At 69.0% G+C, this 13010-nt stretch carries 11 protein-coding genes; 5 read left to right on the forward strand and 6 right to left on the reverse strand.

Annotation, left to right across the window (positions count from 1 at the left end; all coding sequences use genetic code 11):
- Nucleotides 1-160: 160 nt before the first annotated feature.
- Nucleotides 161-418, forward strand: coding sequence for a WhiB family transcriptional regulator (locus tag OG413_RS03430; RefSeq protein ID WP_003953983.1), 258 nt, complete (start codon nt 161-163; stop codon nt 416-418).
- A 205-nt stretch (nt 419-623) separates the two neighbouring features.
- Here OG413_RS03430 and OG413_RS03435 read toward each other — a convergent pair whose 3' ends face one another.
- Together OG413_RS03435 and OG413_RS03440 are read right to left on the reverse strand one after the other, a co-directional pair.
- On the reverse strand, nt 624-2090 hold the full coding sequence (locus OG413_RS03435; protein WP_266809862.1) for a sensor histidine kinase: 1467 nt from the start codon (nt 2088-2090) through the stop codon (nt 624-626).
- A gap of 385 nt (nt 2091-2475) precedes the next feature.
- Nucleotides 2476-3558, reverse strand: coding sequence for an SIS domain-containing protein (locus tag OG413_RS03440; RefSeq protein WP_266802928.1), 1083 nt, complete (start codon nt 3556-3558; stop codon nt 2476-2478).
- A 188-nt stretch (nt 3559-3746) separates the two neighbouring features.
- On the opposite strand from OG413_RS03440, the gene nagB reads away from it, so the two are divergent.
- Entirely contained in the window at nt 3747-4532 is a 786-nt protein-coding gene (gene nagB, locus OG413_RS03445) for a glucosamine-6-phosphate deaminase (RefSeq protein WP_266802929.1), read from the forward strand.
- A gap of 154 nt (nt 4533-4686) precedes the next feature.
- On the opposite strand, the gene OG413_RS03450 is transcribed toward nagB, so the two are convergent.
- The 4 genes from OG413_RS03450 to OG413_RS03465 all read right to left on the reverse strand — a co-directional run bounded on the left by OG413_RS03450 (nt 4687) and on the right by OG413_RS03465 (nt 9498).
- Nucleotides 4687-6207 (reverse strand): glycoside hydrolase family 3 protein, encoded by a 1521-nt coding sequence (locus OG413_RS03450; RefSeq protein WP_266802930.1) that lies wholly within the window; start codon nt 6205-6207, stop codon nt 4687-4689.
- 10 nt (nt 6208-6217) lie between these two features.
- Nucleotides 6218-7078, reverse strand: a complete 861-nt coding sequence (locus tag OG413_RS03455; protein ID WP_266802931.1) for a carbohydrate ABC transporter permease — start codon at nt 7076-7078, stop codon at nt 6218-6220.
- Nucleotides 7075-8088, reverse strand: a complete 1014-nt coding sequence (locus tag OG413_RS03460) for a carbohydrate ABC transporter permease (RefSeq protein WP_266802932.1) — start codon at nt 8086-8088, stop codon at nt 7075-7077. Before OG413_RS03460 ends, OG413_RS03455 begins: the two co-directional genes overlap by 4 nt.
- 111 nt (nt 8089-8199) lie before the next feature.
- Nucleotides 8200-9498 carry a sugar ABC transporter substrate-binding protein gene (locus tag OG413_RS03465; protein WP_266802933.1) on the reverse strand — a complete coding sequence of 433 codons (1299 nt, stop codon included), beginning with the start codon at nt 9496-9498 and terminating at the stop codon, nt 8200-8202.
- A gap of 279 nt (nt 9499-9777) precedes the next feature.
- Between OG413_RS03465 and OG413_RS03470 the strand changes: the two genes are divergently transcribed.
- The 3 genes from OG413_RS03470 to mctP all read left to right on the forward strand — a co-directional run bounded on the left by OG413_RS03470 (nt 9778) and on the right by mctP (nt 12788).
- A complete protein-coding gene (locus OG413_RS03470; protein ID WP_073717913.1) occupies nt 9778-10542 on the forward strand; it encodes a GntR family transcriptional regulator in 765 nt (254 codons plus the stop codon).
- A gap of 360 nt (nt 10543-10902) precedes the next feature.
- Nucleotides 10903-11157, forward strand: coding sequence for a DUF3311 domain-containing protein (locus OG413_RS03475; RefSeq protein WP_266802934.1), 255 nt, complete (start codon nt 10903-10905; stop codon nt 11155-11157).
- The gene (gene mctP / locus OG413_RS03480) at nt 11154-12788 is read left to right on the forward strand and encodes a monocarboxylate uptake permease MctP (protein WP_266802935.1); all 1635 of its coding nucleotides are present in this window, start codon (nt 11154-11156) and stop codon (nt 12786-12788) included. Before OG413_RS03475 ends, mctP begins: the two co-directional genes overlap by 4 nt.
- Nucleotides 12789-13010: the final 222 nt, after the last annotated feature.

A 13010-nucleotide genomic window follows, 5' to 3' on the forward strand; every position in this document is an offset into this window, starting at 1 on the left:
CGGCCCGCAACACCGGCCTCCACTGAGAGCCAGAACCCCTCCTCACCTCACAGACCACATCCAGTTCTCCTGGGAGTCGGCCCGTTATCTGCGGGGGGATTCGTGAAAGCGTTCACATTCACAAGCAACAAGCATGTAATACCAAGGAGAGGTAGCAGCCATGGACTGGCGTCACAACGCCGTTTGTCGTGAGGAAGACCCCGAGCTGTTCTTCCCCATCGGCAACACCGGTCCTGCGCTGCTGCAGATCGAGGAAGCCAAGGCCGTCTGCCGTCGCTGCCCCGTCATGGAGCAGTGCCTGCAGTGGGCGCTTGAGTCCGGCCAGGACTCCGGCGTCTGGGGTGGCCTCAGCGAGGACGAGCGCCGCGCGATGAAGCGCCGTGCCGCTCGCAATCGGGCGCGTAACGCCAGCGCCTGACCGACCCCCCGCGACGAGCCTCAGCCCGGCGGCGCGTACAGAGCGTACGCACAGCCCCGCCTTCGAGTCGCAGCGCGCAGTACCCCCGAAGCGCATCGCAACGTGAGCAGTACACAGTGGGCCCGGACCGTCACCACGGTCCGGGCCCACTGTGCTGCGCGGCCGGCGCGCGGTGTCTGTCGCAGCGCCGGACCGAGCCCGTCGGCTACTTGTCGACCCGCACCGGAAGGTCCAGCACCACCTGGGTGCCGCGCTCGGGCCCCGGAACCATGCCGAAGGTGCCGCCCAACTCGCCCTCCACCAGCGTCCGCACGATCTGGAGCCCCAGATTTCCGGCCCGCTGCGGGTCGAACCCCTCGGGCAGACCGCGCCCGTCGTCGGAGACGGTGATCAGCAGCCGCCCCTCGGTGGGCGATCCGCCCCGCACCGCCGAGACTTCCACCGTGCCGTGTTCGGCCACGGTGAACGCGTGCTCCAGGGCGTTCTGCAGGACCTCCGTGAGGACCATCGAGAGCGGAGTGGCAACTTCCGCGTCGAGTATGCCGAAGCGCCCCGTACGACGGCAGGTGACCTTGCCCGGGGAGATCTCGGCGACCATCGCGATGACCCGGTCGGCGATCTCGTCGAACTCGACCCGCTCGTCCAGATTCTGGGACAGCGTCTCATGGACGATCGCGATCGAACCGACGCGCCGTACCGCCTCGTTGAGCGCCTCGCGGCCCTGCTCCGAGTCCATCCGGCGCGCCTGGAGCCGCAACAGGGCGGCCACCGTCTGGAGGTTGTTCTTCACCCGGTGGTGGATCTCCCGGATGGTGGCGTCCTTAGTGATCAACTCCCGCTCGCGGCGGCGCAGTTCGGTGACGTCGCGCAGCAGGACCAGCGAACCGATGCGCACCCCCTTGGGCTTGAGCGGAATGGCCCGCAGCTGGATGACACCACCGGCGCACTCGACCTCGAACTCGCGGGGCGCGTAACCGCTGGCCACCTTGACCAGCGCCTCGTCCACCGGGCCCCGGGACGGGGCGAGCTCGGCGGTGGTCGTGCCGAGGTGATGGCCGACGAGGTCGGAGGCGAGACCGAGGCGGTGGTACGCGGAGAGGCCGTTGGGGCTCGCGTACTGGACGACACCGTCGGCATCGAGCCTGATCAGGCCGTCGCCGACGCGCGGGGAGGCGTCCATGTCGACCTGCTGGCCGGGGAAGGGGAAGGACCCGGCAGCGATCATCTGGGCCAGGTCGGAGGCGGACTGGAGGTAGGTGAGCTCCAGCCGGGAGGGCGTACGGACGGTGAGGAGGTTGGTGTTGCGGGCGATGACACCGAGGACCCGGCCCTCACGGCGTACGGGGATGGACTCGACCCGTACCGGCACCTCCTCGCGCCACTCCGGATCGCCCTCGCGCACGATCCGGCCCTCGTCCAGGGCGGCGTCCAGCAGCGGACGGCGGCCGCGCGGCACCAGATGGCCGACCATGTCGTCCTGGTAGGAGGTGGGGCCGGTGTTGGGCCGCATCTGCGCCACGGACACGTAGCGGGTCCCGTCGCGGGTCGGAACCCACAGGACGAGGTCGGCGAAGGACAGGTCGGAGAGCAGTTGCCACTCCGAGACCAGCAGATGGAGCCACTCGAGGTCGGTGTCACTCAGGGCTGTGTGCTGGCGGACGAGGTCGTTCATGGAGGGCACGTGTGCGAGCGTACCCGTGGATACCGAGAGGTTCCGAACCGATCGGCCCACCGCCCCGTGCGGTCGTGGACGGGAAGTTCGGTCCGGGTGTGGCCGGGAAGTGCGACGGAAAATGTCTGTCCCATGGATAGACACGGGCAATTGGTCTAGTCCACAATGCTCAGGACAAGGACCTCCGCTCTCCCCGCACAGGAGAGCGGAACGAGGCACCCGGCGCTCTCTGCCCTGACTGCGCCGGTGCCTCCATTGGCCGGAGGCACCGCACACCGCCGGCCAGGTAGCTCCGGGCTGCGGTGCCGGACGGGCTGAGGGTCCCGTCGCGGCGCCGCGGCCCGCGGGTGTTTCCCGGGGTCGCGGCCGTTCGGCAGCCCGGCGTTCAGTGGGTCTCGGTGACCTTGGCCAGGGCGCGCGGCGCGTCCGGGTCCTGGCCGCGGGCGATCGTCACCTCGTACGCCAGCATCTGCAGCGGCAGGATCTCCAGGATCGGCTGGAGCTCCTCCGCCACCCCCGCCGTCGGCAGCACGAAGCCCGCCGAGGCCGCGTCCACCTGGGCCTTCGGGCCGACCACGAACAGGTCGGCGCCGCGTCCGCGCAGCCGGTCCAGGACCGGCTGGAGGGCGATTCCGCCCCGGCCGTCGGTGACCACCGCGATCACCGGGGAGATGTTGTCGACCATCGCGAGCGGACCGTGCAGCAGGTCGGCGCCGGAGTAGGAGAGCGCGGGGATGTAGCTGGTCTCCATCAGCTTCAGGGCCGCTTCCTTGGCCGTCGGGTAGCCGTAACCGCGCGAGGTGATGACCATGCGCTCGGCGAAGCGGTAGCGCGAGGCCAGCGCCTTGACCTCGTCCCGGCGCCCCAGGATCACCTCGGCCAGCTCGGGCAGGGCGTCGGCGGCCGCCGCGCCGTCGCCGCCGCCCAGGCCCTCCACGAAGAGGTAGAGGGACAGCAGGGACGCGGTGTACGTCTTGGTGGCCGGAAGGGCCTTCTCCGGGCCCGCGAGGATGTCGATGTGGTACTCGGAGACCGCGGCCAGCGCGGAGTCCGGGTTGTTGGTGACGGCGAGGGTGACCGCTCCCGCCTCCCTGGCCGCCGTCGTGGAGGCCACCAGGTCCGGTGAGCCGCCCGACTGGCTGACGGTGATGACCAGGACGTCCCGGAGATCGGGCTTGGCCCCGTACGCCGTCGTCGTGGACATCGACGCCAGGCCGCAGGGCAGACCGAGCCGGATCTCCAGCAGGTACTTCGCGTAGAGGGCCGCGTTGTCCGACGTACCGCGCGCGGTGAGCAGGACGAAGCGGGGCTTCCTGGCGGCGATCTCGGCGGCCACCTCGCGGATCCTGGGGGCACCCCGGTCGAGGATGCGCCGCAGCATCGCGGGCTGCTCGGCCATCTCGCCGGACATGATCCGGCCGGGCCGTTCGCCCCTGCCGTCCCGCTCGGCCGAAAAGGTGGCGGACATATGGGTGCCTCCCTGCGGTGTCGTCGCTCGGGACAAGTCGACCACGGCGGCACGGGCACCCGCCACCGGGCCGCAGGGGGGACCAGGGACTGAACGGTTCACCTCACGGATGCCGCGTTCTGCTAGATTAGTATTTTGATTGGTCTATACCACATGACTCCACCACTCTTCAGATCGGCAGGCACAGCGTGGAAGTTGTCATCGTCCCGGATGCCAAGGCAGGCGGCGAACTCATCGCGGAGGCCATCGGCGCCCTGCTGAGCCGCAAGCCCGACGCCCTGCTCGGCGTCGCCACCGGCTCCACCCCGCTGCCCATCTACCAGGCGCTCGCGGCCAAGGTCCGATCCGGTGCGGTGGACGCCTCGCGCGCCCGCATCTGCCAGCTGGACGAGTACGTCGGGCTGCCCTCGGGCCACCCCGAGTCGTACCGCTCCGTGGTGCTGCGCGAGGTCGTCGAGCCGCTCGGTCTGTCCGAGGCGTCCTTCATGGGCCCCGACGGCTCCGCCGAGGACGTCCAGGCCGCCTGCGAGGCGTACGACAAGGCACTCGCCGCGGCCGGCGGGGTCGACCTCCAGCTCCTCGGCATCGGCACCGACGGGCACATAGGCTTCAACGAGCCGTGCTCCTCGCTGGCCTCCCGTACCCGGATCAAGACGCTGACCGAGCAGACCCGGGTCGACAACGCGCGCTTCTTCGACAACGACATCGCCCAGGTGCCGCACCACGTGATCACCCAGGGCATCGGCACCATCCTGGAGTCCCGGCACCCGATCCTGCTGGCCACCGGTGAGGGCAAGGCCGAGGCCGTCGCCCAGACGGTGGAGGGACCGGTCGCCTCGATCGTGCCCGCCTCCGCGCTGCAGCTGCATCCGCACGCGACGGTGATCGTCGACGAGGCGGCCGCGTCGAAGCTGAAGCTCGCGGACTACTTCCGCGCCACGTTCGCGGCGAAGCCCGCCTGGCAGGGCATCTAGCCGATCCCCGCGGGACGACGGAGGGCCGGGACACCCTGGGGTGTCCCGGCCCTCCGTCGTACGTACACCCGTCCGGCGAGAGGCGTTGCCCTCGATCGCCGGACGGGCCGGCTGCGCGGGCCCGGCCGCGCGTGCGGCCGGGCCCGCCGTCCGGTCAGGCCGTGACGGCCTCCGCGGCCGCCTGGCCGCAGACCCGGGAGGCGCCGTGGGTGGCCACGTACAGCGATCCCCGCGGCTCCGACTGCGGAAGGCCCATCTCGACCACGATCGTGTCGGGACGTGCCGCGACCAGCGCGTCGAGCGCTCCGGCCATCCAGTCGTGCCGGTGGGCGTCGCGGACGACGGCCACGATGCGCCGCTCCCCCGCGGCGCTCAGCACATCGGCCGCCGCCGTCACGCTGTCGCTGCCGTACGTACCGCTCTCGGTACCGGGCAGCAGCCTGCGCAGGTCGGTGGCGAGGCCCCACGGGGTCTCGTTGCCGACCGCGATGTTGGGCGCCGGGTTGAACTCGGCCACATAGGCCGGCCCGGTCAGCCGCTCGCCCGTACCGGTCACCCGGACGGCGCGGCGGGCCGCCACCAGACCGATGTCGGAGCTGACTCCGGTGCCGGGCGCGATCCCCTCCTGCGTTGCCGCGCCCGGCTCCGGGACAGTCCCCCGCGCACTCCGCGTCCAGGACGCGAGGGCACGTACCCGTGCGGCCGCGTCGGCGAGCCGCTCCTCGGCCAGTTCGCCGCTGCGTACCGCGTCGACCAGCGCGTCGCGCAGCAGCAGGACCGTGGGCTCGTCCTCCAGCCCGCCGCCGACGCACAGGGCGTCGGCGCCCGCGGCGATCGCGAGGACGGAGCCGCGGGCGATGCCGTACGTCGAGGCGATGGCCTGCATCTCCACGGCGTCGGTGACGATCAGGCCGTCGTATCCCAGCTCCTCGCGCAGCAGACCGGTGAGGATCTGCGGGCTCACCGTCGCGGGACGCTCGGCGTCGAGCGCGGCGAGCAGGATGTGCGCGGTCATCACGGACTTGGACCCCGCCGCGATGGCCGCCCGGAAGGGCACCAGCTCACGGGCGTGCAGGGTCTGGAGGTCCACGTCGATGCGGGGCATCGCGTGGTGCGAGTCGACCGCGGTGTCGCCGTGCCCCGGGAAGTGCTTGGTGCAGGCGGCGACACCGGCGGCCTGGAGGCCCTCGATGTACGCGGCCGTGTGCCGGGCGACGAGGCGGGGGTCGGCCCCGAAGGACCGGACGCCGATGACCGGGTTGCCCGGGTCGGAGTTGGCGTCGGCGGACGGCGCCCAGTTGAGGTTGACGCCGCACTCGGCGAGGCGGCGGCCCAGCTCCTGGGCGACGGCGCGGGTCAGGTGCACGTCGTCGACAGAGCCGAGGGCGAGGTTGCCGGGGAACGAGGAACCCTGCCGGACCTCCAGCCGGGTGACGTCACCGCCTTCCTCGTCGATCGCGACGAGGACGTCCTCGCGCTCGGCCCGCAGCTGGGCGGTGAGCGCGGCGACCTGCTCGGGCGTCTGGATGTTGCGGCCGAACAGGGCGACGGCGGCGAGCCCTTCGCCGACCCGGCGCAGGACCCAGTCCGGGGCGGTGGTGCCGGTGAACCCGGGCTGCAGGACGGCGAGCGCGTCCCGCGTCAGGGTGTCCGTAGTGGAAACGAGGGTGGTCATGAGGCCCGCACTATCCCTTCACGGCGCCGGAAGTGAGGCCAGCGGCCATCTTCCGCTGGATGAACATGAAGAACACGACGACCGGCAGGGCGATCATGGTCGAGGCCGCCATCAGCGCGCCGTAGTCCGTCCCGCGCTCGGTCGTGAACGTCATCAGCCAGACGTTCAGCGTGTACTTGGAGTTGTCGTTGATCAGGATGTACGCGAAGAGGTACTCGTTCCACGCGTTGACCAGGGCGAAGATCGACGCGGCGGCGAGGCCGGGCGCGAGCAGCGGGAAGATCACCCGGCGGAAGGCGCCGAAGCGGGTGCAGCCGTCCACCATCGCGGACTCCTCCAGCTCCACCGGGATGTTCACGACGAAGCCGCGGATCATGATGGTCGCGAAGGGCAGCGTGGAGACCAGGTAGACGACGATCAGGCCCCAGTACTCATCGATCCCGCCCATGGCGTTGAGCTGGGCGTAGATCGGGATGAGCATCGCGGTCGGCGGCAGCATCTGGACCAGGATCATGATCAGGACCAGGGCCTTGCGGCCGAAGAAGCGGAAGCGGCCGATGGCCAGCGCCGCCAGGGTCGCGATGACCATGCCGCCGACCACGGCGGTGATCGAGACGATGAGGCTCGACTGGATCGCGGTGCCGAAGTTCGGCTGCTCGGTGGCCCGCACGAAGTTGTCGAAGGTGATCGACGAGGGCCACAGCGTCTGGTCGTAGGAGCGGATCTCCCGGTTGGGCCGCAGGGCGCTGACGACCAGCCAGTAGACCGGGAAGACCATGACCAGGGAGATGCCCAGGCCGAGTACGTCGAAGCCGACGCGGCTCTTCTTGCGGTCCGGGCGAAGTGTCTGTGTGTCGGTCGTGGTGCTCATTCGACCTCTCCCGTCTTCATGAGCTGGCGCAGGTAGTACACGGCCACGCCGGACAGCAGCAGCACCGTGATCAGGGCGATCGCGGTGCCCTGACTGAAGGAAGTGGACTCGAACGCCTTGGAGTAGGAGTAGAGGCCGAGGGTCTCGTACTCCGGCTCGGGCTTGTTTCCGCGCAGCAGCCAGATCTGGCCGAAGACGTTGAAGTCCCAGATCACGGAGAGCGTGGCCACCATGGTGAAGACCGGCTTGATGACCGGCCAGGTGACGTACTTGTAGACGCCGTAGCCGCTGGCGCCGTCGAGCGAGGCGGCCTCCTCCAGTTCCTTGGGGACCTGGGTGAGGGCGGCGTACAGGGTGACGACGACGAACGGAATGGCACCCCACACGACCAGGATGGCGATGATCGTGAAGCCCTGAAGCGGGTTCAGGTACCAGTTGTGGCCGAGGAAGTCCTCGCCGACGACCTTGGCGATCATGGTGTTGATCAGGCCGTAGTCGGAGTCGGCCATGAAGCGGAAGATCGAGGCCGCGACCATCAGCGGCATGGACCAGGCCGCGATCAGACAGAAGGTCAGCACGAGCCTGACCCAGGTGGACAGCCGGCGCATCAGGAGGGACACCAGGAGGCCGATGGCCATCGTCAGCGTCACACAGACGGCCATGAAGACCACGGTGCGGAAGGTGACCCACCAGAACTCGGAGTCGCCGAGGATGTTGGTGAACTGTTCCAGGCCGACCCACGGTGCGGGTTCGCCGGACCACAGTTCCCGACGGCCCATGTCCTGGAAGGACATGATGACCGTCTTGCCGAGCGGGTAGAGATAGACGGCGGCGATCGCCACGATCGCCGGGAGGATCAGGAAGTAGGGGAGGAGTGCACCCTTCTTCCGCTTCCTCTTCTGTACACGGGGCCCGGTGCCGTCCTCGTCGGACAGCCGGGGCCCGGTCACTTGAGGATCACGTGTTGGGGAGACCGGTGGCCCGGCGGCCTTGGTGTCGGCGGCAGTCACGTGGCGACCTTCCATCGCGGTCCGAGGCAACCCCCGGAAATCACGGCGTTCTTGAGCTGAAGGAGCGGGGGCCCGGCACAGTGCCGGGCCCCCGCCCGGCGATCAGAAGGCTCAGGCCTTCTTGTTGATCAGAGCGTTGATCTCGCCGTCGGCCTTCTTGGTGGCGTCGGCGACGGACTTGCCCTTGAGGATCTCCAGGAGCAGGTTCTCCAGGATCTCCTCCTTCTCGACCGAGGCCCAGCCCGGGGCGATCGGCGTGAACCAGGCGTCCGGCACCGCGTTGGCGATGGCGGCCGTCTCCGGCTTGGCCTTCAGCGGCTCAAGCTGCTTCTCGTTGTTGGGGAGGATGTTCTTCGACGCGAGGACGTCCATGGACTTCGCGCTGGTGAAGAGGGAGATCCACTCCTCGCCGAGGTCCTGGACCTTGGACTTGGAGATGACCGCCAGGTCCGAGCCGCCGATGAAGGACGGGAGCGCCTTGCCGTCCGGGCCGGGCATACCGGCCGTGGCGATCTTGCCCTCAAGCTTCGGGTTGCCGTTCTCGCCCGTGGTGACGCTGCCGGCCTCCCAGGCCTGGCCATAGATGACCGCGGCCTTCTCGTTGGCCATGACGTTGGCGTGGTCCTGCTCGTCCTTCGTCTGGTCGGCCTTGTTGTACTTCTTGATCAGGTCGATGTAGTGGGTGATGCCGCGCTGCGCCTCGGGCGTGGAGAGAGTGGCCTTCCACTCCTTGGTGCCCTCGTCGTACTTGGCTATCTGCCCACCGGTGGCCGCGACGTAGGACATGGCGGCGTACCAGTAACGGCCCGGGTAGTAGAGGGACGAGGCGCGCTTGTCCTTCTTGGCCAGCTCGGCCTGGACCTTGTCCATGGCCTTGAGGAACTCGTCCTCGGTCTGCGGGAGGACGTCGCTGCCGGTGCCGGCCTTCAGCATGTCCTTGTTGTAGACGGCGAGGCGGGCACTGGCGTAGTAGGGGACGCAGTAGCTCTTGCCCTCGAAGGAACACGTGTCCTTCAGACCCTTGATCCAGGTGTCCGAGTTCTCGTACTTCTTGGGGTCGATCTCCGCGAGCGCACCATTGAGGATGTACTGCATGGTCTCGGTGTTGCCGAGCTCGACAACGTCCGGGAACTTGTCGCCACCGAGGGAGGTGTCAAGCTTCTTGACCTTGTCGGCCCACTGCTGGTACTGAATCTTGACGGTGACGCCGGGGTACTTCTTCTTGAACTGGGCGTTGACGTCCTTGACGAGTTCCGGCCAGGTCGACTGGGCGTCGCCCATCAGCCAGACCGTCAGGTTCTCCTTGCGGTCCTTCGGGTCCTGCGACGATGCTTTGTCATCGGATCCGCATGCCGCAATCGAAACCAACATGCCCGCGACGCCGATCGCCGCGATGAGCTTGCGCTTCACGCCAAACCCTCCTCAGGGATGCTGCAACCCCGCCCACCGCGAAGACATTCGACGAGTACTGCTGGGGCTGGACCTGGTCTTTAATGGTTTAGACCAGTACCGGGAGCTTGGCCTAGACCTTTAGGGGTGTCAAGGGTGTATAAGAAGTGCACTCGCGTCCGTTATAGGACCGACACCTAAGGGAGGGCGAGGACCCGTGACGGGACCGTGCCACCATGTGAGCCGCGACAGACGGAGGAGCCGGTGACGGCAGCAACGCAGCAGTCGGGAAGGCGGGCCATGGGCGCCGACGGGGGCAGTTCGGGGAACGAGACCGGTGCGGGAACGCGCACTGCGCGCGTACCGAAGTACTACCGGCTCAAGCGCCATCTCCTCGACATGACCGACACCCTGCCACCGGGTACACCAGTGCCGCCCGAACGCACCCTGGCCGCCGAGTTCGACACCTCGCGCACCACCGTGCGCCAGGCTCTCCAGGAGCTGGTGGTCGAGGGCCGGCTGGAACGCATCCAGGGCAAGGGCACCTTCGTCGCCAAGCCGAAGGTCTCCCAGGCGCTCCAACTGACCTCGTACACCGAGGACATGCGTGCCCAGGGACTGGAGCCGACGTCTCAGTTGCTGGACATCGGCTATGTCACGGCCGACGACACGCTCGCCGGTCTGCTGGACATCACGGCGGGCGGACGGGTGCTGCGGATCGAGCGTCTGCGGCTGGCCAGTGGCGAGCCGATGGCGATCGAGACCACACACCTTTCGGCCAAACGCTTCCCGGCGCTGCGCCGTTCGCTGGTGAAGTACACCTCGCTCTACACCGCGCTCGCCGAGGTGTACGACGTCCGGCTGGCCGAGGCCGAGGAGACCATCGAGACGTCGCTGGCCACACCGCGCGAGGCGGGTCTGCTCGGTACGGACGTGGGCCTTCCGATGCTGATGCTGTCCCGCCACTCGATCGACGGGCAGGGCGAACCGGTGGAGTGGGTGCGCTCGGTGTACCGCGGCGACCGGTACAAGTTCGTCGCCAGGCTGAAGCGGCCCACGGACTGAGGCCGTTCGCCCCGATGGGGGACGGACGACGGGCAGGTACGGCGGCCGGGGGACTCCCCCGGCCGCCGGGGTGGCGTTGAAGTCCCCCGCGATCACCGCCGGATGGGGCAGGCAGCCCGCGACATCGCGGGCGAGCGCCCCGAATTCGTTTGCCCGGTCCCCGGCGCGCGATCCGGATCACCCGACCGGATGAAACGGATCGCGCGCCGGGTGAACCGGATCGCGCCCGCGTACGTGACTCCCTCCGATACATCACCGTTGCCGGACCGCACTGGGCACAGGGGGTGACGCCGGCCGGACAGCCCGCCCGGATTCCCCGCCCATTGCCGCCGGTGGTCAGCGAGGGGACGGAGTCACCACATGCCAGAAGACACCGAGGCGAAACCACCCACGGTCACACCCATGAGAGTGGTGATCGCTCTCTGCCTCGTCGCGCCGTTCGTGGCGATGCTGTGGGTGAGTTCGTACGCGAAGGTCGAGCCGACGTTCATCGGCATCCCGTTCTTCTACTGGTACCAGATGCTCTGGGTGCTCATCTCGACCGCGCTGACGATGGTCGCGTACAAGCTGTGGCAGCGTGACCAGCGCGCCCGCAAGGGCGGTGCTTCCGCATGAAGGACGGCGTGAACGGCGTCGCGCTCGGCGTCTTCATCTTCTTCTTCCTGGCCGTCACGGTCATCGGCTTCATGGCCGCCCGCTGGCGCAGGGCCGAGAACGAGGCGAGCCTGGACGAATGGGGTCTGGGCGGGCGGTCGTTCGGCACCTGGGTCACCTGGTTCCTGCTGGGTGGCGACCTCTACACGGCCTACACCTTCGTCGCCGTCCCGGCGGCGATCTACGCGGCGGGCGCGGCGGGCTTCTTCGCGGTTCCGTACACGATCCTCGTCTACCCGCTGATCTTCACCTTCCTGCCGCGTCTGTGGTCGGTGTCGCACAAGCACGGCTACGTCACCACCTCGGACTTCGTCCGCGGCCGCTTCGGCTCGAAGGGGCTCTCGCTGGCGGTCGCCGTCACCGGCATCCTCGCCACGATGCCGTACATCGCGCTCCAACTCGTCGGCATCCAGGCGGTGCTGGACGTCATGGGCGTGGGCGGCGGGGAGACCACGCACTGGTTCATCAAGGACCTGCCGCTGCTCATCGCGTTCGCGGTGCTCGCCGCGTACACCTACTCGTCCGGGCTGCGCGCGCCCGCGCTGATCGCGTTCGTCAAGGACGGCCTGATCTACCTGGTCATCGTGGTGGCGATCATCTACATCCCGATCAAGCTGGGCGGGTTCGACGACATCTTCGCCAAGGCGGGCGAGGCGTTCGCGCAGAAGAACCCGGCGACCGGCCAGCCGCGCGGCGCCCTGGTCCCCGGCGACATGGGCCAATGGGGGTACGCCACCCTGGCCCTGGGCTCGGCGCTGGCGCTCTTCATGTACCCGCACTCGATCACGGCGACGCTCTCCAGCCGCAGCCGTGAGGTGATCCGGCGCAACACCACGATCCTGCCGCTGTACTCGCTGATGCTGGGCCTGCTGGCGCTGCTCGGCTTCATGGCGATCGCCGCCGGGGTCAAGGTGGACAACGGTCAGCTGGCCATCCCGCAGCTGTTCGAGAACATGTTCCCCGACTGGTTCGCGGGCGTGGCCTTCGCCGCCATCGGCATCGGCGCGCTGGTGCCCGCGGCGATCATGTCCATCGCCGCGGCCAACCTCTTCACCCGCAACATCTACAAGGACTTCCTGAAGCCCGACGCGACACCCGCGCAGGAGACGAAGGTCTCCAAGCTGGTCTCGCTGCTGGTCAAGGTCGGGGCGCTGGCCTTCGTCCTGACCATGGACAAGACGGTCGCGATCAATTTCCAGCTGCTGGGCGGCATCTGGATCCTCCAGACGATGCCGGCCCTGGTCGGCGGTCTCTTCACCCGGTGGTTCCACCGCTGGGCGCTGATCGCGGGCTGGGCGGTCGGCATGCTGTACGGGACGGTCGCCGCGTACGGCGTGGCCAGTCCCACGCAGAAGCACTTCGGCGGGTCGTCGAAGGAGATCCCGGGCATCGGCGAGATCGGCTACATCGGGCTGACGGCGTTCGTGCTGAACGTCGTCGTCGTGATCGTCCTGACCCTCGTCCTGAACGCGCTGAAGGCCCCGGCGGGGGTCGACGAGACCTCCCCCGCCGACTACACGGCGGATGTCGGCGACGCGGGCGTCAAGGCGACGCTGCCGCCCGCGACGGCGGGTGCGCCGGGCGGTCACTGACCCCCCGTATCAGCGGTACGCGGGCCGTCACGTCTCCCCCTGGGGGGCGCGGCGGCCCGCACGCTTTCCGGCGCCCCGGACAACGACGCGGGAGTGGGCGGAACGGCCCCGTACGGGGCTCCCAGCGGGGCTGGAAGCCCCTTCCCGGCCTGCCGCCGGAGGCCCTCCGGCCGACGCTCCGTCAGGGCTCAACACACCTCGCGACACAACATGTGGGGGCTG

Origin of the sequence: Streptomyces sp. NBC_01433, from assembly GCF_026340105.1 — a bacterium.
In the GTDB taxonomy this organism is placed as follows: domain Bacteria; phylum Actinomycetota; class Actinomycetes; order Streptomycetales; family Streptomycetaceae; genus Streptomyces.